This is a genomic window from Paractinoplanes tereljensis (assembly GCF_016862435.1).
GTDB classification, from domain to species: Bacteria; Actinomycetota; Actinomycetes; order Mycobacteriales; family Micromonosporaceae; genus Actinoplanes; species Actinoplanes tereljensis.
Genome location: NZ_BOMY01000034.1, coordinates 398,606 through 423,722, shown reverse-complemented (window position 1 = coordinate 423,722; position 25,117 = coordinate 398,606). Strand labels below are relative to the sequence as shown.

The window sequence follows — 25,117 nt, the reverse complement described above, 5'->3', positions numbered from 1 at the left end:
CCGATGGCTGATCCGTTGCTCGATGTGGCCTTGGCCGGCGACGCGCTCAGGCAGGTTGCCGAGGCGGCCGGGCCCTACCTTGACTCGCTGGCCGGGCGGCCGGTTCTCGATCACGACGCGCTGGGGCTGCTGGCGGGGCTGGGCGGGGCGCTTCCGGAATCGGGAGCGGGCACGGCCGGCACGGTCGCGCGGCTGGTGGACATCGGGACAGCCGCCGGGACCGCCTCCTCCGGGCCGCGGTTCTATCACCTGGTCATCGGGGGCGTCACCCCGGCGGCGCTGGCGGCGGACTGGCTGGCCTCGCTGCTTGACCAGAACGCCTACGGACGGGTGTCGTCGCCGTTCGCTACCGAGGTCGAGACCGTCGCGGTCGGCTGGCTGCGGGAGCTCTTCGGGCTGTCGACCGGCTGGGGTGGAGCCCTCGTCGCGTCGGCCACCTTCGCTAACTTCACCGGGCTTGGCTGTGCCACCCAATGGTGGGGGGAGCGGCACGGGGCCGACACCGTCAGCGACGGGCTGGCCGGATTGCCGCGGATGCCGGTCCTCTCCACGCCTTACGTGCACGCCAGCGCCCGCAAAGCCCTGCAAATGCTGGGCCACGGCCGGAACGCCGTCCACACCGCCGATCTCGCCGGCATCCGGCGGCGGCTCGACGCGCTGGACGGGCAACCCGCGGTGCTCATCGGCAACGCGGGGGAGGTCAACACCGGCGACTTCGACCCGATCGCGGCGATGGCCGACCTGGCCGCCGACTACGGCTGCTGGCTGCACGTCGATGGCGCGTTCGGGCTGTTCGCGGCGCTGTCGCCGCGGACGGAACACCTGGTTGCGGGCATCGAGCGGGCCGACTCGATCGCCGCCGACGCGCATAAATGGCTCAACGTTCCCTACGAATCGGGCTTCGCCCTCATCAAAGATCCAGACCGCTTGGGTACGGCGTACGGCATGCCGGGTGCGCCTTATTTGCCGCCGGTCGGCGATCCGGCGGGTGGCCACGCGATGTTCGGGCCGGAGTCGTCGCGCCGGGCTCGGGCGCTGCCGATCTGGGCGACCCTCGCCGCCTACGGCCGGGACGGCTACCGGGCCATGGTGGAACGCCACCTCGACCTCGCCCAGCACCTCAAGCGGCTCGTCGACGACGCCCCGGAGCTGGAACGACTTGCCGAGGTGCCGCTCTGCATCGTGTGTTTCCGGGCGCGGCCGGAGGGCGTACCGGAAGAGGGTCTTGATGAATTCAATCGGCGCCTCGGCGCCGCGATCGTCTCGGACGGGCGATTCCTCGCGGGGCTTACGGTCCATGAGGGGCGGGTGGCGTTGCGGCCGGCCATCGTCAACTGGCGGACCACCGCCTCGGACATCGACCTGTTCGTGACTACCGTGCGGGAACTGGTCGTCAGTACGACGGGGTGACGGTGTAGCCGAGGGTGCCGGTATAGACGCCGGGGGGAAGCAGGCTGTCGACCTTGATCCGGGTCACCAGGGCGATCGTGTCGCCGGTTACCGACGTCGGGCGGGTGGCGGTCACGGCGGTTTCGCCGGCGACGGTGAAACCCGCGTACGTGCTGGTGAGGGTGGGCACGCCGCTGCCGCTGACGCCGGCGACGGTGTAGCCGAGGCGATTGGCGCCGAAGGCGGCGGAGCTGACCGCGGTCGCCTGGCCGGCGGAGACCGGGGTGATCGTGCCGCCGGGGCCGGTCAGCGTGGTGCCCTTCACGCTGAGTGAGTAGCCGTGGGTGGCGTTGGTGCGCAGCGTGATCGGCATGGTGGTGCTGACATCCGCGCCGATCATCGGATCGACCAGGATCGTGGTGGTGCCGGCGACGGTGACCAGCTCGGTGGGGTTCGGGATCGGCAGGACGGTGGCGCTCGGGGTGGTGAAGCTGACCGCGCCCGAGCGGGCCGTGTCCACGACGGTGCCGCCGCTGGTCAGGGTGGTGACGGTGCTGTACTGCGGGCCGGTGGTGGCGGTGTTGGTGAAGTTGCCGGCCGAGAGGTAGACGTGCCGGCCGGCCGGAATCGTGATCGGGGTCGCGAACGTGTAGGTGAGCGTGTTCGCGCTGGTGTCCAGGACCAGCGTGCCGGTGGTGGGCAGGTCGACGGTGGTGACCAGGACCGGACCGGGATTGGTGGTGCCGCTCGGGACGGTGAAGGTGATCTTTCCGATCGCGGTGGCGGTCTGCGCGACGAACTCCCAGGCGTACGTGGTGCCGGTGTGCGTGGCGGTGGCGTCGGAGACGTAGAAGGTGGCGGCGGTGCCCTGGGTGGTCAGCATCCGGACCCGCAGCTCGCCGGAGGACGGGATGTACAGGTTGCCGGTCGGGTCCATCACCAGGCGGCCGGGGCCGAACAGGTAGGAACCGGTGGCCGCGCCGGCCTGGCCGTCACCGCCCCACGAGCCGCTGCCGAGTTTGCCGGCGACGTTGTGGATGATGCCGTGCCGGTCGACCCGGCGGACCACGTGGTTGCCGGTGTCGGCGATGTAGACGTCGCCGGTGGCGTCGAACTCCAGGCCGGCCGGGCCGCTCAGGGTGGCGGCGCCGGCCAGGCCGCCGTCGCCGGTGCTGCCGGCGGTGCCGGTGCCGGCGAATGTGCTGATCACGCCGGCGTGGATGCGGCGGACCACGTCGTTGCCGCCGTCGGCGATGTACATGTCGCCGGCCGGGTCTATGCGCACGTCGCCCGGTTTGGACAGGGCCGCCGAGGCGGGGGCGCCGCCGTCGCCGCTGTAGCCGGCGGTGCCGGTGCCGGCCACCGTGCTGACCGTGCCGGCGCTGACCATCCGGATCTTGTGGGAGCCGTAGTCGGCGAAGTAGACGACGCCGCTCGCGGTGACGGTCAGCCCGTACGGCTTGCTGAGTTTGGCGGTGGCGACCGCGCCGTCGGTGTTGCCGGACGAGCCGGTCCCGGCGACCGTGGTGATCACGCCGGTGGAGCTGACCTTCCGGATCCGGTTGTGGCCGGTGTCGGAGAGGTAGAGGTCGCCGTTCGACGCCACCGCGACGGCCTGCGGGGTGAAGAGGTTGGCGCTTGTCGCCTGGCCCCCGTCGCCGACGTCGGCGTTGCCGCAGGGTGCGACGCAGGCGACGCCGTTGCCGGCCACCGTGCTGATCACCCCGGTGGTGCTGATCTTCCGGATCCGGTTGTTCGTCGAGTCGGCCACGTAGAGGTTCCCGGCCGCGTCCAGCGCCGCGCCGGCCGGATGGCCCAGCTGGGCGGCGGTGGCCTGGCCGCCGTCGCCGGAATAGCTGCGCCAGGTGTTGCCGGCGACCGTGCTGATCACCCCGAGCGTGCTGATCTTCCGGACCACCGAGTCGGCGGCGGTCTGCGTGTTGATCGGCAGCGAGCCCTGGGCGAAGTAGAAGTTGCCGAGGCCGTCCCGGTCCAGGTCGGTCGGGCGGTCCAGGGCGGCCAGGGTGGCCAGGCCGCCGTCGCCGGACAGGCCGGTGCTGCCGGTGCCGGCGAACGTGGTGATCAGGCCGCCGACGGTGAAGCGGCGCAGCCGGTCGTTCGTCGAGTCGGCGAAGGTGATCACGTTGGTGGCGTCGATGTAGATGCCGGTCGGGCAGTTGATCATCGCCGAGGCGGCCAGGCCGCCGTCCCCGCTGTACCCGGCGGTGCCGGTGCCCGCGACCACGGTGGCGGCGCCGCCCGAGGACGCGTACCGGTTGATGGTGTTGCCGACGCAGTCGGTGACGTAGACGTTGCCGGAACTGTCGAACGCGATGTCCTCCGGCCCGCGGATGGCCGGCGTGGCGATGCTGGGAAACGTGGCGAAGGTGCTGATCACGCCGGTCGCCGCGGTGATCTTGCGGACGACGAAGTTGTCGGTGTCGGCGATGTAGTAGTCACCGTTCGGCGCGACCGCCACCCCGGCCGGGTTCTGCAGCTTCGTCGTGGACGCGTTGGCCAGGCCGCCGTCGCCGGCGTAACCGTCCGAGGTCCCGGCGATCAGGCTGATCACCCCGGTGGACACGGTGACCTTGCGGATCCGGTGGTTCGAGGTGGACGCGATGATCAGGTTGCCGGAGCCGTCCAGGTCGACGTCGTACGGATTGTTCAGGCCGGCCGAGGTCGCCGCCCCGGTGTCGCCGCCGTTGTTGGGCGCGCCGATGCCGGCCACCACGGTGACCGTGCCGGTGCTGAGGTCCACCTTGCGGATCGCGTTGTTGTCCTGGTCGGCGATCCACAGCGCGGTTCCGGCGCTGTTCACCGCCACGCCGCGGGCGCCGATGCCGATCGCGGTGGCGGCGGCGGTCGGCACCACCGTCCCGGCGACGGTGGCGAGGTCACCCGGTGCGGCCTGGGCGGGCGCGGCGGCAGCGACCGCCGCTATCAGGACGATCGTCAGCAGCGCATTTCTCAGCCGGCCCATGCCGGCTTCGCCTGGTGGGTGGCGCGGTGCCGGCCCGGGCGACGGGCGCGGCGGCGCAGCCAGATGAGGTACGCGGTGAGGACAGCCGCCACGATGCCGAGCAGGATCAGGGTGAGCCACGGGATGACCAGCAGCGTGTCCCCGTCGGCGGTGACCGTCTGCAGGGTGCCGGTGCCGTTGCCGTACAGCACCTGGGCCTGCGGCCGGGAGAACAGGAAGAAGCCGCGTACCCGGTGACTGAACTCGACGTGCCGGTGGGTCCCCTTCGGAATCAGCTGCATGCCGTCGCCGGTCTGCAGGGTCCCGGCCCGGGGGAGGTACACCTGGGTGCGGGCCATCGCGGCCGCCTCGCCGACGTTGGTGACGTCGAACGCGCCGTCGAACGTCGACCCGATGGTGATGAACCCGTTGTGCTCGACGGTCACCGTCAGCCGCCGCTGCCGGGCGCCGGCCAGCTGCAGGGTGACCAGCGCGCCGATCCGGTGGTAGATGCGTACGGCGTCGGCGGGCCGGACCGGCTGCGCCTCGGCGACGAACCCGAGCAGGTAGATGTCGGGCAGCAGCGCTGATGGCACCGTGATGGCGACCGGGACACTGCGGTATGTGTGCGCGGCCAGCTTGAGTGACGGGGTGACGGTGACCCCGGACGACCAGACCGGGTCGACGTCGTCGGTCAGCTCGGCCTGCCCGTTGTCCAGCGCGTGCACGCTGACCGAGCGCAGCGTGACGGTGAGGTCGTGCCCGCCGTTGTTGGCCACGGTGAGCTGGGTGCGCACCACGCCGTCGGTTCCCGGCGACACCGGCTCGGCCGACGTGCTCACCGAGAAGTCGGCCGACCCGCTGGTGGTCGGATGCGGCACCACCGGGGCGGCCCCGGCCGGGACAGCCGTGCCCGCCACCACCGCGAGGACGGTGGCGAACACGGCGACTCGACGCAGATCAATAACTGGGCACCACCGTGTAGGTGACCGTGGCGCTGTAGTTGTCAGCCGGCTGGGTGTAGTCGATCTTGGCTCGGTTGGTGACGGTTACCGTGTCGCCGTTGGTCGGCCCGCTCGCCGACACCACGTTGTCCCCGGTTCCGCCGACGTATCCGACGTAGAGCCCGGAGGTCAGCGGGGACGAGGTTCCGGTGCCGAGCCCGGTGGTGGCCAGCGAGTAGCCGAACGTGCCGTTCGCGAACGCGCCGGAGGAGACCCCGGTGGTCCTGTCGGGGGTGGCCGCGGTGAAGTGACTGCCGGCGTGCAGCGCACCGGTGAGCTGCTGACTGGTCTTGACGTTCAGCACGTACCCGTTGGCCGCGTTGGTGGCGATCCCGAGGTGGACCGCGCGGGTCTCGTCGGACAGCGCGAACACCGACGGGTCCATCAGCATGGTGAAGCTGGTGGTGTCGCTGGTGAACGCGGTCGAGCGGGCCACCACCACGTTGACCGCCGTGGTGTTGCTGTTGAGGGTGACCGCGTTGCTGGCCGCGGTGTCGGTGTTGGTGCCGCCGACGACGGTGGTCACGGTGCTGGTGTAGGTGCCGGGGTTGGTGGTGTTGGTGAAACCGTCCATCGACACCAGCACCGAGGTGCCGCCGGCCACCAGGGCCGGGGCGGTCACCGTGTAGGTGACTGTCGTACCGCTCAGGGCGGCGCTGCCGCCGGTGAGTCCGTAGACGTCGACCACGCTTGGGGTGCCCGCGGTGGTGGCCGGCACGGTGAAGGTGACGGACTGGATGATGCCGGCGGTGGCGGTGGTGAAGCTCCAGGTGTAGCGGACGCCGGTGACGCCCGGCTGTGGTTGCGACAGCGACCAGGACACGCCGCTGAGCGCGGCGGCGTAGGCCGGGGCGGCCAGACCCAGTGCGCCGGCCAGGGCAGCAGCGGATAATGCGGCAAGCCGGGGTTTCCAGCTTCGTGCCATTGACAACTCCGTCCGGGGGGTGGTCGGAACGACCTGATCTCCTTTCGGTCATCGACCCCCCGGCCCTGAGCCCAGCACATGATCAACATCTAGTTCACCTGTTTGAAACCGCCGCAAGGCCCGCAGTAGGTATGGTTCCGGGATCCTCGACGACATCGATCCGTTCATCGGCACCGCAGCGACCGACCTGCCCCGCGCGCATGGTCTGGCCGCTACCTGGTGGTGGCCGAAACCGCAGGTGGGCAACACCCATCCGGGCGCCACCTCGCCGTTCGGCATGGTGTCCGCCTGTCCGTACTCGGGTGCCTATCCGACCGGTTACGGGCGGTATGCGAAGAACACCGAGGGCGTGCCGGAGGAGATGTTCGACCGGCTCCAGGCGTCCGGTTTCACCCACTTCCAGCAGTCCGGAACCGGGGCGATCCGGAAGTATTACAACTATGTCCGGGTCACCCCGATGGTCCAGCCGCTGGACGCGCTGGGGGAGTCCTGGGAGCTGCACGACGAGGTCGCCGAGGCCGGTTACTACGCGGCCACCCTGGACACCGGGGTGCGCAGCGAGATCACCGTCGGCGCCAAGGTCGCCGTGCACCGCTACACCTTCCCCGAGCACCGCTCCGCGCGGGTCGTGATCGACCTGTCCTGCGGCGGGCTCGGCATCGACCTCGGCCGCACCGTCCCGCTGCGGGCCCAGGCCGAGAGCATGGGTTACGGCCAGGCCCAGGGCACCGTGGTGATGGAGGGCGTGCCGCTGTCGGTCTACATCGAGGCGGACACCCCCGGCTGGCGGCAGATGCTCTGGTACGACCGGCGGCTCATCGACGGCGGCACCCGCCTCGACTTCGACAGCATCCGGCACACCACGCTGCGGCCGTTCGGCATGCTGTTCATGGGCTCGATCCGGGCCGGGCAGACCGTCGAGATCCGGATGGGCTTCTCGCTGCGCGGCCACGAGCAGGCCAAACGCAACCTCGAACGGGAGTGCGGCCGGGACAGCGAGCCCGCCTTCAACGTGGTCCGCACCCGCACCCGGGCCCGCTGGCGCGAACACGTCGGCAAGGTCCAGGTGGAGGGTGGCACCACCGCCCGGCGCACGGTCTTCGGCACCGCGCTCTACCACTCGCTGATCAAACCCTGCGTGGCCGACGACGAGAGCCCGTTCTGGCCCAACTCCGGGCCGTACGCGTTCGACGTCTGCACCATGTGGGACATCTACAAGACCCAGCTGCCGCTGCTGGCCGCGATCGCGCCGGAGCGGCACACCGACATCCTCGAATCGCTGATCCGGGTGTGCGAGGAGGAGGGCAACTTCCCGATCGGCTACCGGATGGCGCGCGGCGCCGACCGGTTCTTCCGGCAGGCCAGCGCCCTCGCGCACACCGCCCTGGCCGACGCGCACGCGCTCGGCCGGGCCGGCATCGACTGGTCCTGGGCGCTCGTGCACATGGTCGACGACCTGCGCCGGATGTACGGCGAGGACTTCTTCGAGCACGGCGTGGTGCACCCGATCACGCACACCCTCGACCTGGCGTACGCGCACCACTGCACCGCCCGGGTGGCCCGCTCGCTCAACGACGGCCGCCTCGCCGACGACCTGGAACGCCGCGGCCGGCAGTGGGTCAACGCCTTCGACCCGGCCACCGGGCTGCTGCGCGACTCCGAGTTCTACGAGGGTGGCAAGTGGAACTACTCGTTCCGCCTGGTGCACGACATGGCCGCCCGGATCGCCCTGGCCGGCGGCGACGACGCGTTCATCGGCATGCTCGACCGGTTCTTCGGGTACGGCGCCGACCCGGTCAAGCAGCCCGGCCAGTGTCCGCAACCGGCCGAGATGGCCGCCGGGTACGCCCTGCACCGGTTCGAGGGCCTGAACAACGAGCCGGACATGGAGGCGCCCTGGTCGTACCACTGGGCCGGCCGCCCCGACAAGACCGCCGAGGTCGTGCAGGCCGCGCTGACCTGGCAGTTCGGCACCGGACCGGGCGGGCTGCCGGGCAACGACGACTCCGGCGGCCTCAGCTCCTGGTACGTGTGGGCGTCGCTCGGCCTGTTCCCGGTGGCCGGGCAGAACCTCTTCCTGATCAACGCGCCCGCCTTCGGCCGTTCCGTGCTGCAGGCCGGCGACAGCGAGTTCGTGATCGAAACCTCCGGGCACCGGGAGACCCCGATCGGCGTGGACGGCCTCGACCGCGACCCGCCCGTGCAGTACGTGCAGTCCGCCACCCTCAACGGCGAAGCCCTGCACACCACCCACCTGTCCGCCGCCGACGTACACCGGGGCGGCCGGCTGCATTTGAAGCTCGGCCCCGAGCCGAGCACCTGGGGCCACCAGCTCCGACCCCCGTCCCTTTCTTGACACCCGCCAAGGACCCCCATGAGCCACCCCAGCCGCCGCCTTGTCATCGTGGTCCGGGCCGACCCGGTGATCTGCGGCCACTCCGGTGAAGCCCGCAACCTGGCCGAGGTCGCGCTGACCCGCGGCTTCGACGACGTCCGGCTGCTTACCTGGCCGATCGCCACCCTGGAAGCGGCCGGTCTGCCGCTCAAGCCGCTCGACCGGCTGCTGCCGTACAGCGAGGGCATCACCGTCGAACGCCCCGAGGCGGTCGGCGACTACCGGGTGCCGGACGGCCGCCACCTGGCCGGGCTCACCGGCCGGCTGGTCGAGCTGCTCAGCGAGCCGGTGCCGACGGTCTGCCTGTCGATGTACCTGGTGCCGCACACCACCGTGGTCATCGACGCGGTCAACGCCGCCCGAGCCGCCGGGTTCACGCCGCAGGTCCGCACGATCGCGAAGGCGGTCGGCTCGGACGTCACCAACGTGATCCGGTCCTGCCTGCGGGAGGGCCGCTGGGGCGCCGCCACCGTGCTGTTCACGACGTTCCTGGCCAACGACGAGCTGGTCGCGGTGTCCGAGTACACCCGTGACGAGATCATCGCGACGGCCGAGGAGGTGGACGCGCACTCCGGCACCACGTTCGCCGAGCAGTGCCGCCGCCGGGTCACCGTCAGTTACCCGCCGATCGACTCGGCCGCGTTCCTCGACCCCGACCCGGCCGAGGTCGACGCGGCCCTGGAACGCCGCGGCCTCAAGCGCGACGGCTACATCCTGTTCCTGTCCCGGGTGGCCCGGGCCAAGGGCATTTACGACCTGGTCATCGCGTACGGGCAGATGCGGTGCCGGGACGACGTGAAACTGGTGATCGCCGGCAACGGACCGGCCCTGGAACACGTGCGGGCGATGGCCAAGGAGGACGACCGGATCGTCTTCCTGTCCGACGTCGACGACGAGGAGAAGACGCTGCTCATGCGCGGGTGTGCCGCGTACGCGCTGCCCACCAAGCCGGAACCGGACTTCGTCGAGACGTTCGGCATCGCCCTCGCGGAGAAGATGCTGACCGGCGGCGGGCCGGTGGTGACCACCCTGACCGGTGGCACCGGCGAGGCGGTCGGCGACGCGGCGGTCATCGTCGAGCCGGGTGACATCACCGGGCTCGCCGAGGCCCTCGACCGGGTGATCCTGGAGATGACCCCGGAGGAGAAAGCCGACCTGGAACGCCGGGCCCGGGCGAAAGCGATGGAGTTCGACCGGGGTGCCGTTTTCGACAGCCTGTTCCCGCGCGCGACCGCTGACGCCTAGTCTCGGCGGATGCCTCGATATCGCACCTGGCTCAGGCCGGGCCGGCTGTACACCGTCGGTGTGTTGTCCGTGCTCAGCCTGGCCGGGTGCGTGTTCGCGCTCGTCTCGCCGTGGTTCCTGCTGTTCCTGGTGCCGCTGGCGGCCTTCGGCTACATCACGGTGATCCTGCTCGGCAGCGCCTACCGGCTCGGGCCGGGCGGCGCGCAGTGGCGCATCCACGAGACGATCGCCCGGCGTGCGGGCAGCGGCACGGTGCTGGACGTCGGCTGCGGCAGCGGCAGCCTCAGCATCAAGATCGTCAAGGCCTGGGCCGACGCGACCGTGACCGGCGTCGACTCGTGGGGGCCGAGCTGGCAGTACTCGCGGCAGCTCTGCCTGGACAACGCCCGGGCCGAGGGCGTCGTCGTGACGTTCCTCAGGCAGGACGCCGCCGCCCTGGACTTCCCCGACGACGCGTTCGACGTGGTGGTCAGCTGCATGACCTTTCACGAAATATCGGGCATAGCGCTCCGGGAGGCGCTGCGCGTCCTGCGACCCGGCGGCCGGTTCGTGTTCGTCGACCCGTTCGCCGACCGCGCCTACTACCCGAACTTCACGCCGCCGCCCGGGACCGAGGAGTACACCCCGCTCGCCGAGCAGGTCACGCTGCCGTTCCCGCTGCGACACCACAAGGTCCTCGGGCGCACCATGCTTCTCACCGGGACAAAACCGGCGTAGTGACGTCCGCCGCTGCGCTGGGTTACCGGCCGGTTCGAAGCCTACGGTGGGCAGATGCTCGAGTTGCTCGGTGCGGTGGACCGGTTCGGCTATGCCGGCATATCCACCATCGTCTTCATCGAGAGCTTCGGCATCCCGGCGCCGGGGGAGACGGCGATCATCGCCGGCGCGGCCTACGCCGGCCGTGGCCATCTCAACATCTTCGTGGTCGCGCTGGCCGCCTTCGTCGCGGCCGCCGTCGGCGACAGCGTCGGTTACTGGATCGGGCGGCGTGGCGGCCGGCCGTTGCTCCTGCGCTTCGGACGGTACGTACGCCTGACCTCGCACCGCCTCGACCGGGTCGAGTCGTTCATGTCCCGGCACGGCCCCAAAATGGTAGTCGTCGCCCGGTTCGTGGAGGGGCTGCGGCAGTTCAACGGCGTGGTGGCCGGCTCGACCCGGATGCCGTTCGGCCGCTTCCTGGTCTGGAACGTGCTCGGCGCGGCCCTCTGGGTGGGCTGCTGGTCCACGGCCGGCTACTTCGCCGGCGACCACCTCGAGGAGATCGCCACCACAGTCAGCCGCTATCTGGTGGTGGCAGTCGCGCTGGCGGCCGCCGTACTCCTCGCGTACTTCTGGCGGAAACGACGAAGCCGGCGGCGGACCGCCGAGAGCTAGTGGCGGCGGGCCGCTCTTAAAATCAGCGGCGCCGCGCGGCGATCTTGGCCCGGACGCGCGCTAGCCGGATCGCCTCTTTCAGGGTGTGCACGTCATACGCGCCGTAGTGGCGCTGGCCGTTGATGAAGAACGTCGGGGTGCCGGAGACGCCGCTGAGATCGGCCGACTCCACGTCCTCGACGACCCGCCCGGCATCACCGGCCGCCATCATGTCCGCGTGGAACTTCTCCTCGTCGAGGCCGAGCTCCTGGGCGTACCGAAGAAGGTCCATGATCCGCAATTTGTCCTGGTGGGCCAGGAGCAGGTCGTGCATCTCCCAGAATTTGTCCTGGCAGGCGGCCGCCTCGGCCGCCTGGGCGGCCATCTGCGCCTGCGGGTGTACGTCGGTCAGCGGCAGATTGCGCCACACGAACCGCAGGTCGTTGTCGGTCAGCACCTCGCGGACGATCGGCTCGGCCCGGCCGCAGTACGGGCATTGGAAGTCGCCGTACTCGACGAGCGTCACCGACGCGTCGGACGGCCCGCGCACGTGGTCGCGTTCCTCGTCGACCTCGGGGATCAGGTCGGTCAGCTGGTCGGTGTCGCCGAGCAGCGCCACCGCCCGCTTCGCCTTCGGCAGCATGAACGTGATCCGGAACTCGGTCCAGGTCAGCACGCTGGCCACCACCGCCGCGGCGAGCACGCCCAGCTTCGCCTCGGCCAGCAGCGGCCCCTCGAAGGCGAGCGCCGCGATCAGGAACGACACGGTGAACCCGATCCCGGCGATGGTGCCGGTGCCCAGCACCGACGCCCAGCCCACGGCCGGCCGGATCCGGCCCCGGGACAACCAGGTGATCAGGGCCGAGACGCCGGTGACGGCGATCGGCTTGCCCAGCACGTACGCGAGGAAGACCCCGATCGTCACCGGTGACGTGATGGCCCGGCGCAGGAACTGCGCGTCGATCGCGATGCCCGCGTTGGCGATCCCGAACAGCGGCACGATCAGGTAGCTGCTCCAGCCCTGGTAGGTGCGCTGCAGCCGGTCGTTGGGGGAGAGCGTCTGGACCAGGCTGACCCGGGCGAACCGGGCCAGTTCGGCGGTGGGCTGCTCGCGGAACGACCGGAACACGTTGCTGGCTTCTTCCAGGGCGCCGCGGGCCGGGGTGTAGGCGGCCGCGGTCAGCCCCAGCGCGAGCCCGGAGACGACCGGGTCGATGCCGCTGGCCAGCATCGCACCCCAGATGGCGATGCCGAACGGCACGTACGCGTAGCCGGTGCGCACCTTCAGCCGGGCCATCACCAGGGTGGCCGCGAACAGCACGATCGCCACCACCAGCGGCATCGGCTTGATCTCGTCGGTGTAGGCGACCGCGATCACGATCAGCGCCACCAGGTCGTCGACCACCGACACGGTGACCAGGAACAGCCGGGCCTGGTCGGGGACCCGCTTGCCGACCAACGCGAGCAGGCCCAGGGCCAGGGCGGTGTCGGTGGACATCGCCACGCCCCAGCCGGCCGTGCCCGGCCCGCCGTGGTTGACCGCCAGGAAGATCGAGACCGGCAGGATCATGCCGGTGATGCCGGCCGCCGCCGGGAGGATGAAGCGGCGCCGGTCGCGCAGGTCACCCAGGTCGAACTCGCGGCGCGCCTCCAGGCCGACGATCAGGAAGAACAGGGTCATCAGGCCACTGTTGATCCACTCCCGCAGGGTGAGCTCGACGCTCATGTCGCCGAGGTGGATCGACAGGTCGGTGTGCCAGAACCTCTCGTACGAGCCGTCGGCCACGTTCGCCCAGACCATCGCCACCACGATGGCGGCCAGCAGAACGCCCGCGCTGCCGGCCTCGGTGCGCAGGAAGGCCCGTAGCGGGGTGGCTACGCGGCGGGTCCAGGCGGTGCTGCCCCGCAGCTCGTCGGTGTCGGTCACGGCGTACACCCAAGCACGTGAACGTTAAAGCTTGCGTCCCACCCCGGCGTAAATGTTCAGGTCGTTCGTCACCAAGGCCTGGTCGACCGGCCCCAGGCCGGGCGGCACCAGCTCGGTGCCGGCGAAATAACCGGATATCTCGGCCTTGGTGCGGGCCCGCACGTCGGTGCCGCCGGCCGCGAACATCTTCTCGTACGCGGCGACGCCGGCCGGCGTACTGAAATCCATCGTGCCGTGGGTGAGCACCATCCAGCTGCCCGGCGCGAGCGCGCGCAGCAGCGTGCGGACCGCGTGCGCGGCCTCGGTGTCGTCGTGCACGAAGTGCAGGACGGTCAGCATGACCAGCCCGACCGGCTGGGTGAGGTCGAGGGTCTGCCCGCGCAGGATCTTCTCCGGGTCGCGGACGTCCGCCTCGAGGTAGGGCCGGCCGATCATCCGGGCGCTCACGACCGGGTCGTTGTCGACGTAGAAGACCTTCGAACCGGGCACCACGTGCGCGATGTCACCCGGCGCGGGCAGTCCGGTGCCGATGTCGAGGAACTGCCGGACGCCCTGCCCGGCCAGGAAGGCGACGCTGTGCCCGAGGAACCGCCGGTTGGCCCGGGCCATCTCGGCCACGATCGGGAACGCCGCCGCGATCGCGTCACCGGACGCCCGGTCGGCCGGCCCGTGGTCCTGGCCGCCCAGCCAGTAGTTGTACCGCCGCGCGGGATGCATGCCGCTCACCCTACTGATTGGGAGCGCTCCCAAAATCTTGCTTAGATATATGGACGTCGCTGTACCGGCCGTCGTAGCCTACGGTCCTCACCACGTTTCCTGGAGGTTTCGTCATGCGCCGTGCCCTGCTCGTGCTCATGGTCGGCGGTGCGCTGAGCACCATGGCGGCCTGTGGCACCGCCGCCGGGCAGACCCCCGGTGGCGGGCAGGCCGCTCCGGCCCCCGCCGGTGCCGCCCTGCCGTCCGCACTGGCCGAGACGAAGGAATCCTGCGAGGCGCTGGGTCAGGCGTACACCAAGAACGTCGGTCCTTTTGCCGAGTCGCTCAGCAAGATGGTGGCCGGCCCGGCCACCGCGACCCAGAAGGACGCCCAGCAGAAGCTGGGCGCGCTGGCCACCGCGGTGCTCACGGCCACCGCGAGCAGCACCGATGCGCAGATCAAGGCGGACGGTAAGCAGACCGCCGACAGCCTGCAGAAGAAGGCGGCGGACGCCACCTTCTTCAAGAACATCAAGACCACCGACGACGTGAACAAGGTCCTGGGACCCAGCTTGAAGGAATGGCTGTCGCCGGTCACGCACCACTGTTCGTGAGCACCGCGACGGCCGGTTCATGCAGGCTGCCGAGCCAGACCTGACCGGCGTGCTCCCGCACGCCGGTCACCATGTGAAAGCGCTCGGTCTTAAGATCAAGATCTTTTTTCAAGACCCCATCCCGGCCGTACGCCTGAACGCGCACCGTACGTTTCGGGGCCGGCTGAAGCTTCTCGGGAATCCGGGTGACCTGCCGGCGTAGCCAGAGCGGCCCCCGCTGAAGCCCCTCGACGACCGGGTCGCGCGGGCTGGCGACGGTGATCCAGATGAGCCCGTCGCTCCCGGTCGAGATGTTGTCCGGGTAGCCCGGCAGGCCGGCCTGGAAGACGTCCGTCTTCCCGGTGCCGAGGTGGTGGCGCGTCAGCCGGCGTTCCGCGGTCTCCGCGACCACGACGAACGACTCGTCATCGGCCAGGGCAACGCCGTTGGCGAACGAGAGCCCGTCGACGAGCACGGTGACCTCACCGTCGGGCGTCCGGCGCAGCAGCCGCCCGGTCCGGGTCAGCTCCACGACTTCGGCCTTCCACCGGTCGATCGGATGCACGGTGGACGAGTCCGAGAAGTAGATGGTCCCGTCCTTAGCGACCGCCGCGTTGTTGCAGAACCGCATGCGTTCCCCGCCAACGGTGTCGACAAGCGTCTCGACCCGGCCTTTGAGGTCGGCGGCGAGCAGGCCGAGGCGGGCGTCGCAGATAAGAAGCCGCCCGTCCGGCAGGAATTCAAGCCCGAGCGGCCGCCCACCGGTGGTGAGCACCTGCCCGATCTCCGAACTCTCCGGGTCGATCCACCAGATAACGCCGTCCTCGGTCCCGGTGAGAACACGCCCGTCGGCGGCCACGACGACGTCCTCGGCCCCAAAACTGGGAAGCGGAAATACTCGCAGGTCCATCCGGTATTCATACCGCCCGATACGCCCGGCGCGAAGCTTCTACCCAATCGGGTTTGAGTACGCCGACTCACGCCGTCGGGGGTGGCCCATTCATAGGTTGATGCCCATGACTTCGAGCATCGCGATGGATCGTCCGAGCACGACTCCCGACGCACGTGGCCGGCATCGCCGCCGCCGGCGCTGGCTGTTCAGCCTGGGCGCGGTCGCCATGGCTATCGCCTCGGCCGGTGCCTATGTGCTGACCCACGCCGGCAACGAACCCCTTCCCGAGGGTCTGCACACGGTGGAGGTCTACACCGTGGACGACGCGATCACCACGGTGGTGCCGGCCGCCGACCGGCCCGGGTGATCGGCCGGTTCATCGGGATGTGCGACGCCGACAGCTACTACGTCGAGGTGGACGGCACCGGGTTGTGCGTGGTGCTGAACGGTTCGCTCGGCACCGTCCAGGCCACCGGCACCGACCACGGCGTCTCCCTGGACGCCACGGAGGCGGCAAAGCTCCGCGACATCGTGCAGCGCTCGGACGGCGACGGCCCCGACCCGGCCACCCGGGTGCTGCTCGGCTACGACGGCGGCTGGGCGGGCATGGTCAGGGTCGCCGCCCTGTACGGCGCCACTCCCGTGACCGGCAGCCCCGTCGGCTGACAACCGGTCAGCAGGCGCCGGCGAAGAACGACACCGTGATTCGGGCCGGTGGCATCCCATCCTCCGTGATGACCAGCGGCACGCAGCGGCGTTCGGGGACGTGGAAGCCGCCGATGAAGGCGGTGTCCGCATCGGCGCAGGCGTGAAACGTCACCGCCGGTGCCGGCGAGTAGCCCCACCCCTGTCCGTAGCTGAGGCCGGCCGTACCGTCCGCGACGGACACCGTGACCACCTTCCCCGCCTTGACCACCGCCCCGATCTTGTGGTTCCCGTCCGGGGCGGCCGGATCGGTGCTCGCCCAGCCGAGTAGACCTGGCCAGCTGATCGAGCCGACCACCAGATCGTTCGCGGCGGGCGCGAAGGTGGTCAGCACATGCGCCTCCCGCTGGGTGCATTCGATGTCCCGCCCAGCTTCGGTCGAGGCGTCCGGCGTGGCGGTGGCCCGCGCGACTGCCGGGTCCTTTCCGGCGCCGCCCGACGAGCACCCGGCCACGGCGGCACCGGCAATTACTGTCACCAGGAACAGCCGGAGGTGGGCGGACATCGGCCCATGATCCCACGGGCACCCGCGCGGTCGGGCCCGTCGATCAGTAGGCGGACAAGTCCTCGACGATGCTGTCGATCAGCCAGGTGCCCAGCCTGCGGCCTCGATGCTCCTGGCCGATCGGCTCCGCCTGCCGTTCGCGATCCTCGCCGACCCGAGCCTTATCCTGCGGGACGTGCTGAAGCTCCCGACGTTCGACGCCGACGGCACTGCCCTGTACCGACGCCTGACCATGGTCATCGCCGGCGGCGCGGTCGAGCATGTCTTCCACCCGATCCCGGAGCCGGAGCGACACGCGGGCGAGGTTGTCGAATGGCTACGTTCCCAGCCGGAGGAAACATGATCACCGTCGGTCCTCTCACTCCCGGCGACCGGCCGGCCTGGGAGTCGTTGTTCCGCGGATACAACGCCTTCTACGGCCGGGTCCTGGAACAGGCGGACGCGACGCGGGCATGGCAGGAGATACAGAAGGACATCGTCCTGCACGGCCTCGCGGCCACATCGGACGGACGGGTCGTCGGGATCGCGCACTATCTCACGCATGCCAGCACGACGTCCGCCGATGTGTGCTACCTGCAGGACCTCTATACCGACCCCGTGGCTCGCGGCCAGGGTGTCGCTCGTGTCCTCATCAAGGCGATCGAGGAGTGGGCCACCGCCCGCGGCTGTGCCCGCCTGTACTGGCACACCCAGCACGACAACCATGTCGCCCGTAATCTCTACGACAAGGTCGCCGAGAACCGCGGATTCATCCAGTACGTCATCCCCCTGACCAACTGAGGATCGTCGCCCGTCGCCGGCAACCCTTGCCGGACGCATGCGAAGGCCGGCGGGCACCCGCGGAGGTGTCGATCACGTAGGTTCGTTCCATGCCGGATGAGGTGTTCCCGCGGACCGATATCGTGACCACGCGACTGCGCCTGCGTGCGTTCGGCGCACGGGACGCGGCGGACGTTCACGAGGCGTGGCAGGACGAGTTGTTCGGCCGTACCGCGTCGGTCGGCTATTTGTTCGCGGGTGCCGATCTGGAAACGGCGGCCGGATGGTGCACCGGCGCCGAGAAGCGACGCCAGGACGGCCTGGGAGTGGAACTGGCCATCGAGCCCCGCGACGGCGGCCGGCTGCTTGGACACGTGGCTCTGTTCGGCGTCAATTGGTCGATCCGGATCGCCGAGGTCCACTACTGGACGGCCCCGTGGGCCCGGGGGAACGGTTACGCCGGAGAGGCGGCTCGGGCGGTCGCTGAGTGGGCGTTGCGAGACGTCGCCTTCGAACGGATCAGCCTTCGGGCCGCCGTCGACAACATAGCGTCGCGCCGGGTGGCCGACGCGGCCGGTTTCCACTTCGAGGGCGTGCAGCGCAGCGTCTTCCCCGCTCGCGACGGCGGCCGCCTCGACCTGGCCGTCTACAGCCTGATCCGGCCGGACCTCGAGCCGTCGCCAGCCTGATCGCTTTGCCGCCGCCGGACTCGGCGTAGCCGGCCGCCCCGGGCCGTGTCAGCCGGCGGTCGCCGCGGTCGCGGCGACCGGTTTCAGTTGGCGGTGGCTGCGATCGCGGCCAGCTTGCGGTCGGGTCGGTCGGTGTCCCGCTGGGCTCGCTGGGCCTCGGTGAAACCCGCCGCCGCCAGTTGCTTCGACATCTCGTCGGCCGGCCAGCGGTAGGCGGTGACGACCCGGTGGTCGAACGGCTCGACCTCGTCCCCGTCGAAGAAGCCGACCACCAGGGCCCCGCCCGGCGTGAGGGCCCGGCGGAACTCGGCCAGCACGCCCGGGAGTTCGGCGGGTGGCCGGTGGATCAGTGAATACCAGGCCAGGATGCCGGTGACCGAGTGGTCGGGAACGCCTAGGTCGTCCATCGAGCCGAGCCGGAACGAAAGGTCGGGGTGGTTCGCCTGGGCGTGCGCGATGAACTTCGGGACCATGTCGAGCCCGCTCGCGTCGGCGCCGAGCGACCTGAGATAGTCGGTGTAGTGGCCGGGACCGCACCCGACGTCGAGCACCGGACCGGACCGCCCTGACAGATGCTCGCCGATGATGGCCAGGTCGTCGGGATGTGCGCCCCGCCAGCCGTCCTCGTACAGCCCGATGTAGAGGTCCGCCGCCGATGAATACGCGTCCCGCACCCGCTCCAACGTCACCGCGCGACTGTAGAACATGTTGACAGTCAACATGTACAGGCGCGGGCGTCCATGTTGACGCAATCAATACGAGTCAACATGGACGCCCAGACGCAAGGCGCTACGAGCGCCAGGTGTCGCTCACCGCGGTGGTGCACGACGAACCCGTCGTGAGCGTGCGGTTCGTGCCCGACTCCCAGGTCACCGCGGAGCCGTTCTTCTTGACGTACTTGTATTCGATTGTGGTGTTCGGCGGCAGGCTCACCGTGCCGGTCCAGACCGGGTACGAGGCCGACGACAGCGCCACGCCGCCGGCGGTGTTCCAGTTACCGAGGGCGGCCTGGTTGCCCAGCACGTAGACGTTCTCGCCCCACACCGTGGTCGCGTTCACGCCGAACGACGTCGCTACCGTGGTGCACGCGCCCGGCGTGGTGGTCGCGCCGGAGGTCGGCACCGAGCCCGACGTGCGGGCGTTGATGTGCAGCGCCAGCAGGCTGTTCGCGGCCACCGTCGCGGTGAAGGTCCCCGACGAGCTCACCGTGTAGGTGGTGCCCGAGCAGGCGCCGCCCGCGAAGTCGCCGTTCGCGACGTCGCAGTAGGTGCCGGCCGGCAGGGACGTCTGGAACGTACGGTTCAGCGAAGCGCCCCGGTTGAACACCGCGTAGGCCGCCGCACCCCGGCCGAAGGCCGCCTGGTTTCCGCCGTTGGACCACCAGTTCGTCAGCGACGTCCCGGCGGCGGCGTTGTGGAAGGCGACCATGTTGGCCGTCGTGCGCCAGCGGTGCTCGCAGGCCCAGCCGGACGAGCAGTTGACCGCGCTCGTCGTTCCGTTGGCGGCGGTCGGCGGGCCGGCGTCGGCGTTCGAGAACGTGAACGACGACATCACCGCAGGGGTGCCGTACGGGTAGGCCAGCATGAAGGCCTCGGCCAGTGCATAGGAGACACCGTCCTTGTAGGTCAGCTTGGCCCGGCCGTTGCGCTGGGTGTCGTGGTTGTCGATGAAAGCGACCCCGTCGCCGGAGGCGACAAGCATCTGGCTCGACACCGACGACAGCCCGGACAGGTTCCCGTCCTTGAAGGCGTTGCCGACCACGTCGCCGTAGCGGAACTCGGTCACGTCGCCGAGGCCGGTGTACTCGGTCGGGCTGACCTCACCCGAGCCGCCCTCGATCGTCTCCTGGTAGATGTACGGCGTGCCGCTGAGCGCGCCGTAGATCGCGGAGAGGTCCGACGCCGGGATGTGCTTGGCCGCGTCGACCCGGAAGCCGTCGACCCCCAGCGAGATCAGGTCGTTGAGGAACCCGACGATCTTGCCGCGCACGTAGGACGACTCGGTGGCCAGGTCGGACAGGTCGACCAGCTCGCAGTTCTGCACCTCCCACCGGTCGGCCCAGTTGACGATGTCGTCGTTGCCGTTCTTGCCGCAGTGATGGAAGTCGTTGTTGCCGTACGCGACCGCGGGATACGAGTAGTGACTGTAGGTGTTCCCGGCGGTGCCGGTGCCGTTCGACGCCCCGCCGGCCATGTGGTTGATGACCGCGTCGACGTAGATCTTCACCCCGGCGGCGTGGCAGGTGGAGACCATCGACGCGAAGGCCGCCCGGTCGCCGCGCCGGGAGACCAGCTGATAGCTGACCGGCTGGTAGTCCTGCCACCACGGGTAACCGGAGGACGGCAACACCACGTGTTCCTGCGGCGGCGACACCTGCACCCCGCCGAACCCCTTCGGCCCGAGCACATTGGTGCACTCCGACGCGATCGAGGCCCACGGCCATTCGAACAGGTGTACGATGACGTCTCGGGCGCCCGGGTTGGCGTCGGCCTTCGCGTCGGCGTTATGCGGCCGCCCGATCGCGACCAGCGCTGTCGCCAGCATCAACAGCATCACGCCAGGTATCACCCAGCGCCGGGTGGTTCGAGTCATCGGACACCTCCATGGGGACCGGAACGGGGACAGATAGGGGAACCGGAAGGGGGAGACGGGGGCCGGCGAACGGCCGGGACAGGCGCGAGGCCGGCGGCGCGGACGCCGCCAGACCTGCGACGGGGGAGAAGGGACGATAGGTGGCGGGCTTCGGAAGAACAAAGGTCAAGGGCAAAGGTCGAGGAGCCGGGCGTACGGGTGGGAGCTCAGCGAAGGTACGGCCCATCGGTGCCCACCTTTCCAGGCGCCGGGTTCCCGGACAGTGCGAGCACGTACACCCGCATGTTGCCCTTGGCACTGACCGAAGCGGTCAACGTCCCGTTGGTGACGGTCTTGACGTCCCCGGATACGGCATCGGTGTACGTGCCGTTCGGAATCCCGGTGAAGGTGGCACTACTGGACACGGTGACCAGCGCGAAACTGTCCACCGACCCGGACGTGTAGCGCCGCTTGTAGGCGATGTTCCCGCTGACGCCCTCCGTGGAGTACTGCCCCATCTGCAGCGCCGGCACGGCCCGGCGGATCTGGTTGAGCCGCTGCAGGTGCTTGACCAGCGGCTGAGCCAGCGTGGTGGCGACCGCCCCGCTGGCGCTGGACACCACGCCGTAATCGGACGCGGTCACCGTGCCCTCGACCTTGTCGCCGTAGTAGGCACGGCCGGTGGTGGCCAGCGGGCAGGACGCCCCGCAGTCGATCTGCTTACCGGCCTGGAACTCAATTTCCGAGCCGTAATAGAGGGTGGGCACCCCGCGGAACGTCCACATCAGCGCCATGTTCTCGGCCCACGCGTCGGTGCCGCCGGAATACCGGAACGACGACTTGTTCGGCCCGTAATCGTGCGAATCCACGTACACGACGTTGTAGGTCGCGTCGTTCACCGAGTCGTCCGAGTCCTTGCCGTTGTAGAAGGCGTTGGACGCGTCGGAGAAGTTCATGTGCATGCGCATGTCGATGATGTTCATGCCGGAGAACTGACTGCGGTCCGGGGCGTGGTACGTGTTGCCGCTCAGGAACGCGTTGGTGCTGGTCGGCTGACCGGCCGTACCCAGATTGTTCTCGTAGTTGAATTGATCCAGCGCGGCCTGGACGTCGTCGTCGACGTAGGTCTTGCGTTCTTTCCAGGTGTAGAACTGCGCCGAGTGGTTGACCGAACCGCGGTTCCACTTGTCGTTGACGAACGCGGCGACCTCACCGAAGACGAAGAAGTCATTGGCCTTCGTCGCGCCGTATTTCTGGACGAGGTGGTTCTGCAGGGCCGGCAGGAAGCGCCGGTTCCAGGTGACCCGCGGAATGTGTACGGCGGTGTCGATCCGGAACCCGTCGACACCCATGTCGATGTACTTGTTGTACGCGTCGATCAGGTATTTCTGGACCACCGGGTTCTCGGTGTTGAAGTCGGCGAGGTCCTCGTGCAGCCAGCAGGACCGCGCGTCCTCACCCTCCCAGTTACCGATCCAGCACTGGTGATACAGCGTCGACGGGAACATCCCGGAGGTCGGCGACGGCCACTGGCAGTTGTGGATCGCGTACCCCTGCGGGTTGTACTGCCCGGTCAACGTGCCCCAGTTCCGGCAGGTGTTGCCGGCCGGTTCCGTGGTGCTCCACAGGTCACCGTTGTAGGCGCGGCCCTGCTTCATCTGGTTCTGCGCGGCGGTCAGCGTCGGGTCGGTGCCGTGGAACTCGTTGAGCGGGTCATAGGACTCGCCGTCGACCTTGGTGGAGTACATCCAGTCCCAGGAGCCGTCCTTGGCACCCCAGACCTTGGGTACGAACAGCCCGTTCGCACCCCACCGTGAGCTGTGGTTGTAGACCACGTCCTGGAAGATCTTCAGGCCCTTGGCGTGCGCCTTGTCGATCAGGTCCTGGTACGTGGAGCCGGGCGACTCGATCCGCGTGTCCACCCGGTAGAAGTCCCACCCGTGGTAACCGTGGTAGTCGTAGTCCGACCGGTTCAGCACCACCGGCGTGATCCATAGGGCCGAGAAACCGAGCCCCTTGATGTAGTCGAGCTTGTCGATCAGCCCTTTGAAGTCGCCGCGGAACATCGGGTCGTGGTTGGCCGCGTTGCCCGAGTTGATGTCCTGGCTGCCACCCCGGTCGTTCGAGGTGTCGCCGTCGTAGAACCGCGCGGTCATCGCGAAGTAGATGGTCTCCTTACGCGGATCGCCGCCGAGCATGCTGCCGCCGGCCGCCTGCGGCGGCGCGTCCCCGGTGGTGACGGAGACGGTCGCGGTGGGCGCGGAGAGATTCCCGGCCGCGTCAACAGCCCGGACCACATAGCTGTACGCCGTTTTCGCGGCCAGCGAGCCGTCGATGTACGAGGCGTATCCACTGGTCAGAATGGTCGAGCCATTGCGGGTGATCTGGTAACCGGTGACCCCGCGGTCGTCGGTCGACGCGGTCCACCCGAGCGACACGGTGACGTGGTCGACGGTGGCGGTCAGCCCGCTGGGCGCCGTCGGCGCGGTGGTGTCGGCCGGCACCGCGGTGCACGGGTCGGTGGCATCGGCGGTGACCACGCCGCCGGCGACCTTCGAGGTGCCGGCGGTCAGGCTGTAGTTACGCCCGGAGTTGTTGTCCCAGGTCCCGGACCCGTTGTTGAAGGTGGCCGCGAGCGTAGTAGCCGCAGCCAGCTCCACCGTCTTCTTGACCCACCCCGTGCAGGCCGTCTCGTTCATGGCGACACCCGGCACGGTGGTCCAGGCTTCCCCGGTCGGCGCGTAGTGCAGGTAGGTGGTGGCCCAGGACGACGCCGGCTGGTAAAAGATCGTGGCCGTGTTGTCCCCGGCCGGCGGGTCGACGACCGTGCCGGAGCAGGGGTCGGTCGCGGTGACCACGCCACCGGTGATCGTGACGATCCCGGTCCCGACGCTGTAGTTGCGCCCCGAGTTGTTGTCCCAGGTGCCGGACCCGTTGTTGAACGTGGTCTGCATCCCGGTAGCGGTGCCGAGGTCGATGTCCTTCGTGTACCAGCCGGTGCATGATGCAGCGCTCATGGCCACACCCGGCACGGTCGTCCACGATCCACCGGTGGGCGCGTAGTGGATGTTGACGGTGCTCCAGGCCGAGGCCGGCTTGTAGAAGACCTTCACGGTGTTGGTCGTGGCGGCAAAGGCCGGGGCGACCAACAGGGGGATGGCGGTCAGCGTCGCGACAAGGGCGACGAGCCACCAGGGGCGTTTTCTGGACACGGGGACTCCTCCAACGACCTCAGGGGGCGTCTCGATCGAAGGATTGACGCGGGGGCCGAAGAACGCGAGGCCCGTGCCACCACGCGTCGGAGCCGGTGACACGGGCGTAATCCCGCGTTCATATTGACGAGGACCGTAGCAATCGCTTGCATGGATTGGAAGAGTTTTCGTCAAGGTTGCAAGAGGATGCTTAGAAAGGTGTCAATGCGATAACAGCGGATGTCGCGGCTCAGCCGAGCAGGGCGGCGTGCAGGGCCGGAGCGCCGGATCCGCTCAGCGGGCGGGCCGCCAGCCAGGCCGCCGCCGCGGCCGGATCCCGGCTCGTCCCGACCGTGGTGCCACGTTTCCGCAGGGTCTCCGCGACGGCCTCGCGCACCGGGGTGTCGCCCGCCAGCAGGCCACCGGCGAGGACAACCGGTCTGGTCGGAGTTGGAGCGGACGCCGGCAAGGACGGCCTGGTCAAAGCGGGGGCAGACGCGGGTGAAGCCAGGGCGGGCGAGGGCCGGGCGGACACGGGCGAGGGCGGGCCGGTGGGCGCGGCCGCGACGACCTGATCGAGCGTCGCGAGCAGCCGGGTGGCCGCCTCAGAAACGATCAAACCGGCGGACGCGTCACCGTTGCGAGCGGCGTTGCAGACGACCGGGGCGAGGTCGTCGATAGCGGCGAACGGCAAGGCTTGCGCCCAGCGGATCAGCGCATCGGCCGAAGTGACCCGGGCGTGCGCGGCGACCAAAAGGGCCAATGTGGATGGCCAATCGCGGACAGCGGACCGCAAGGCTTGCAAGCCCATCCAACGACCCGAGCCCTCGTCGCCCAGCAGCCAGCCGAAGCCGTCGGCGACCGCTACGACCGCGTGGTCGACGATTCGGGCGGCCACCGCGCCGGTGCCGGCGATCAGCACGGCCCCGGACGGGGCCGGTGTGCCGGCCGCGAAGGCGGTGACCACGTCGCCGACGATGCGCATCGGGCAGTTTAGACCGAGTGAGCGCCACATCGCGTCGAAGGCGCCGGCGATCACCGGATCGGCAACAGCGCTGGTGCCGGCCAGGCCGAGCACCCCGCCGGCCACCAGCGACGGATCACATCCGGACAGCGCATCCACGAGAGCGGCGCCCACGGCCGAGGCTGCGGAAACCCCGCCGGACAGCGGGTTTCCGGGCCCGGCGACGCCCCGGCCGACCACCGAGCCATCGACGGTGGCCACCACGGCTCGCGACGCGGTGCCGCCGGCGTCCACCCCCACGACGAGATCCATGAGCCAGATCGAAACATAGCTAACAGTTATTGACTAGCGT

Annotated in this window: 22 protein-coding genes; 10 read left to right on the top strand and 12 right to left on the bottom strand. The window is 69.6% G+C overall.

Going from position 1 to position 25,117, the window contains the following annotated elements; all coding sequences use genetic code 11:
* Nucleotides 1–3: 3 nt before the first annotated feature.
* A complete protein-coding gene (locus Ate02nite_RS27020; protein ID WP_203810343.1) occupies nt 4–1,410 on the top strand; it encodes a pyridoxal phosphate-dependent decarboxylase family protein in 1,407 nt (468 codons plus the stop codon).
* Here Ate02nite_RS27020 and Ate02nite_RS27015 read toward each other — a convergent pair.
* From Ate02nite_RS27015 to Ate02nite_RS27005, 3 genes are read right to left on the bottom strand one after another with little or no spacing between them, the layout of a single operon-like run.
* The gene (locus Ate02nite_RS27015) at nt 1,394–4,372 is read right to left on the bottom strand and encodes an NHL domain-containing protein (RefSeq protein WP_203810341.1); all 2,979 of its coding nucleotides are present in this window, start codon (nt 4,370–4,372) and stop codon (nt 1,394–1,396) included. The genes Ate02nite_RS27020 and Ate02nite_RS27015 overlap by 17 nt on opposite strands.
* On the bottom strand, nt 4,360–5,295 hold the full coding sequence (locus Ate02nite_RS27010) for a COG1361 family protein (protein WP_203810339.1): 936 nt from the start codon (nt 5,293–5,295) through the stop codon (nt 4,360–4,362). The genes Ate02nite_RS27015 and Ate02nite_RS27010 overlap by 13 nt, the downstream gene beginning before the upstream one ends.
* A gap of 16 nt (nt 5,296–5,311) precedes the next feature.
* Nucleotides 5,312–6,280 (bottom strand): hypothetical protein, encoded by a 969-nt coding sequence (locus Ate02nite_RS27005; RefSeq protein ID WP_203810337.1) that lies wholly within the window; start codon nt 6,278–6,280, stop codon nt 5,312–5,314.
* A gap of 142 nt (nt 6,281–6,422) precedes the next feature.
* Between Ate02nite_RS27005 and Ate02nite_RS27000 the strand changes: the two genes are divergently transcribed.
* From Ate02nite_RS27000 to Ate02nite_RS26985, 4 genes are read left to right on the top strand one after another with little or no spacing between them, the layout of a single operon-like run.
* Nucleotides 6,423–8,636 (top strand): GH92 family glycosyl hydrolase, encoded by a 2,214-nt coding sequence (locus Ate02nite_RS27000; protein ID WP_203810464.1) that lies wholly within the window; start codon nt 6,423–6,425, stop codon nt 8,634–8,636.
* 18 nt (nt 8,637–8,654) lie between these two features.
* Nucleotides 8,655–9,920: a glycosyltransferase gene (locus Ate02nite_RS26995; RefSeq protein WP_203810335.1), complete on the top strand. Its 1,266-nt coding sequence runs from the start codon at nt 8,655–8,657 to the stop codon at nt 9,918–9,920.
* A 9-nt stretch (nt 9,921–9,929) separates the two neighbouring features.
* Nucleotides 9,930–10,637: a class I SAM-dependent methyltransferase gene (locus Ate02nite_RS26990; RefSeq protein ID WP_203810333.1), complete on the top strand. Its 708-nt coding sequence runs from the start codon at nt 9,930–9,932 to the stop codon at nt 10,635–10,637.
* A 54-nt stretch (nt 10,638–10,691) separates the two neighbouring features.
* Complete coding sequence (locus Ate02nite_RS26985) at nt 10,692–11,294, top strand: DedA family protein (RefSeq protein ID WP_239147713.1); 603 nt, start codon at nt 10,692–10,694, stop codon at nt 11,292–11,294.
* A gap of 22 nt (nt 11,295–11,316) precedes the next feature.
* Here the strand turns inward: Ate02nite_RS26985 and nhaA are convergent, their stop codons facing one another.
* Both nhaA and Ate02nite_RS26975 read right to left on the bottom strand, forming a co-directional pair.
* The gene (gene nhaA / locus Ate02nite_RS26980; RefSeq protein ID WP_203810331.1) at nt 11,317–13,200 is read right to left on the bottom strand and encodes a Na+/H+ antiporter NhaA; all 1,884 of its coding nucleotides are present in this window, start codon (nt 13,198–13,200) and stop codon (nt 11,317–11,319) included.
* Between the two features lie 24 nt (nt 13,201–13,224).
* Nucleotides 13,225–13,917: an SAM-dependent methyltransferase gene (locus Ate02nite_RS26975; RefSeq protein ID WP_203810329.1), complete on the bottom strand. Its 693-nt coding sequence runs from the start codon at nt 13,915–13,917 to the stop codon at nt 13,225–13,227.
* 113 nt (nt 13,918–14,030) lie between these two features.
* On the opposite strand from Ate02nite_RS26975, the gene Ate02nite_RS26970 reads away from it, so the two are divergent.
* Nucleotides 14,031–14,510, top strand: a complete 480-nt coding sequence (locus Ate02nite_RS26970; protein ID WP_203810327.1) for a hypothetical protein — start codon at nt 14,031–14,033, stop codon at nt 14,508–14,510.
* On the opposite strand, the gene Ate02nite_RS26965 is transcribed toward Ate02nite_RS26970, so the two are convergent.
* Entirely contained in the window at nt 14,491–15,399 is a 909-nt protein-coding gene (locus Ate02nite_RS26965; protein WP_203810325.1) for an SMP-30/gluconolactonase/LRE family protein, read from the bottom strand. The genes Ate02nite_RS26970 and Ate02nite_RS26965 overlap by 20 nt on opposite strands.
* Before the next feature lie 106 nt (nt 15,400–15,505).
* Between Ate02nite_RS26965 and Ate02nite_RS26960 the strand changes: the two genes are divergently transcribed.
* A complete protein-coding gene (locus tag Ate02nite_RS26960; protein ID WP_203810323.1) occupies nt 15,506–15,748 on the top strand; it encodes a hypothetical protein in 243 nt (80 codons plus the stop codon).
* Between the two features lie 17 nt (nt 15,749–15,765).
* Complete coding sequence (locus tag Ate02nite_RS26955) at nt 15,766–16,047, top strand: hypothetical protein (RefSeq protein ID WP_203810321.1); 282 nt, start codon at nt 15,766–15,768, stop codon at nt 16,045–16,047.
* Between the two features lie 7 nt (nt 16,048–16,054).
* Here Ate02nite_RS26955 and Ate02nite_RS26950 read toward each other — a convergent pair whose 3' ends face one another.
* Both Ate02nite_RS26950 and Ate02nite_RS26945 read right to left on the bottom strand, forming a co-directional pair.
* A complete protein-coding gene (locus Ate02nite_RS26950) occupies nt 16,055–16,591 on the bottom strand; it encodes a hypothetical protein (protein WP_203810319.1) in 537 nt (178 codons plus the stop codon).
* 43 nt (nt 16,592–16,634) lie between these two features.
* Nucleotides 16,635–16,886: a hypothetical protein gene (locus Ate02nite_RS26945; protein WP_203810317.1), complete on the bottom strand. Its 252-nt coding sequence runs from the start codon at nt 16,884–16,886 to the stop codon at nt 16,635–16,637.
* A gap of 44 nt (nt 16,887–16,930) precedes the next feature.
* On the opposite strand from Ate02nite_RS26945, the gene Ate02nite_RS26940 reads away from it, so the two are divergent.
* The gene (locus Ate02nite_RS26940; protein ID WP_203810315.1) at nt 16,931–17,371 is read left to right on the top strand and encodes a GNAT family N-acetyltransferase; all 441 of its coding nucleotides are present in this window, start codon (nt 16,931–16,933) and stop codon (nt 17,369–17,371) included.
* A gap of 89 nt (nt 17,372–17,460) precedes the next feature.
* On the top strand, nt 17,461–18,039 hold the full coding sequence (locus Ate02nite_RS26935; RefSeq protein WP_203810313.1) for a GNAT family N-acetyltransferase: 579 nt from the start codon (nt 17,461–17,463) through the stop codon (nt 18,037–18,039).
* 83 nt (nt 18,040–18,122) lie between these two features.
* On the opposite strand, the gene Ate02nite_RS26930 is transcribed toward Ate02nite_RS26935, so the two are convergent.
* The 4 genes from Ate02nite_RS26930 to Ate02nite_RS26915 all read right to left on the bottom strand — a co-directional run bounded on the left by Ate02nite_RS26930 (nt 18,123) and on the right by Ate02nite_RS26915 (nt 25,077).
* Entirely contained in the window at nt 18,123–18,728 is a 606-nt protein-coding gene (locus Ate02nite_RS26930; RefSeq protein WP_203810311.1) for a class I SAM-dependent methyltransferase, read from the bottom strand.
* A 100-nt stretch (nt 18,729–18,828) separates the two neighbouring features.
* A complete protein-coding gene (locus tag Ate02nite_RS26925) occupies nt 18,829–20,631 on the bottom strand; it encodes a carbohydrate-binding module family 20 domain-containing protein (protein ID WP_203810309.1) in 1,803 nt (600 codons plus the stop codon).
* A 206-nt stretch (nt 20,632–20,837) separates the two neighbouring features.
* Entirely contained in the window at nt 20,838–23,822 is a 2,985-nt protein-coding gene (locus Ate02nite_RS26920) for a carbohydrate binding domain-containing protein (RefSeq protein WP_203810307.1), read from the bottom strand.
* 229 nt (nt 23,823–24,051) lie between these two features.
* Complete coding sequence (locus Ate02nite_RS26915) at nt 24,052–25,077, bottom strand: N-acetylglucosamine kinase (RefSeq protein ID WP_203810305.1); 1,026 nt, start codon at nt 25,075–25,077, stop codon at nt 24,052–24,054.
* Nucleotides 25,078–25,117 lie beyond the last annotated feature (40 nt).

Bases quoted from the DNA above. Each gene is read 5' to 3' on its own strand.
- Ate02nite_RS26985 (WP_239147713.1), top strand. From the start codon at position 10,692: ATGCTCGAGTTGCTCGGTGCGGTGGACCGGTTCGGCTATGCCGGCATA.
- Ate02nite_RS26925 (WP_203810309.1), bottom strand. From the start codon at position 20,631: ATGACTCGAACCACCCGGCGCTGGGTGATACCTGGCGTGATGCTGTTG.
- Ate02nite_RS27015 (WP_203810341.1), bottom strand. From the start codon at position 4,372: ATGGGCCGGCTGAGAAATGCGCTGCTGACGATCGTCCTGATAGCGGCG.
- Ate02nite_RS26960 (WP_203810323.1), top strand. From the start codon at position 15,506: ATGACTTCGAGCATCGCGATGGATCGTCCGAGCACGACTCCCGACGCA.
- Ate02nite_RS26970 (WP_203810327.1), top strand. From the start codon at position 14,031: ATGCGCCGTGCCCTGCTCGTGCTCATGGTCGGCGGTGCGCTGAGCACC.
- Ate02nite_RS26935 (WP_203810313.1), top strand. From the start codon at position 17,461: ATGCCGGATGAGGTGTTCCCGCGGACCGATATCGTGACCACGCGACTG.
- Ate02nite_RS26940 (WP_203810315.1), top strand. From the start codon at position 16,931: ATGATCACCGTCGGTCCTCTCACTCCCGGCGACCGGCCGGCCTGGGAG.
- Ate02nite_RS26915 (WP_203810305.1), bottom strand. From the start codon at position 25,077: ATGGATCTCGTCGTGGGGGTGGACGCCGGCGGCACCGCGTCGCGAGCC.
- Ate02nite_RS26975 (WP_203810329.1), bottom strand. From the start codon at position 13,917: ATGCATCCCGCGCGGCGGTACAACTACTGGCTGGGCGGCCAGGACCAC.
- Ate02nite_RS27020 (WP_203810343.1), top strand. From the start codon at position 4: ATGGCTGATCCGTTGCTCGATGTGGCCTTGGCCGGCGACGCGCTCAGG.
- Ate02nite_RS26995 (WP_203810335.1), top strand. From the start codon at position 8,655: ATGAGCCACCCCAGCCGCCGCCTTGTCATCGTGGTCCGGGCCGACCCG.
- Ate02nite_RS26990 (WP_203810333.1), top strand. From the start codon at position 9,930: ATGCCTCGATATCGCACCTGGCTCAGGCCGGGCCGGCTGTACACCGTC.
- Ate02nite_RS26965 (WP_203810325.1), bottom strand. From the start codon at position 15,399: ATGGACCTGCGAGTATTTCCGCTTCCCAGTTTTGGGGCCGAGGACGTC.
- Ate02nite_RS26950 (WP_203810319.1), bottom strand. From the start codon at position 16,591: ATGTCCGCCCACCTCCGGCTGTTCCTGGTGACAGTAATTGCCGGTGCC.
- Ate02nite_RS26955 (WP_203810321.1), top strand. From the start codon at position 15,766: ATGTGCGACGCCGACAGCTACTACGTCGAGGTGGACGGCACCGGGTTG.
- Ate02nite_RS27005 (WP_203810337.1), bottom strand. From the start codon at position 6,280: ATGGCACGAAGCTGGAAACCCCGGCTTGCCGCATTATCCGCTGCTGCC.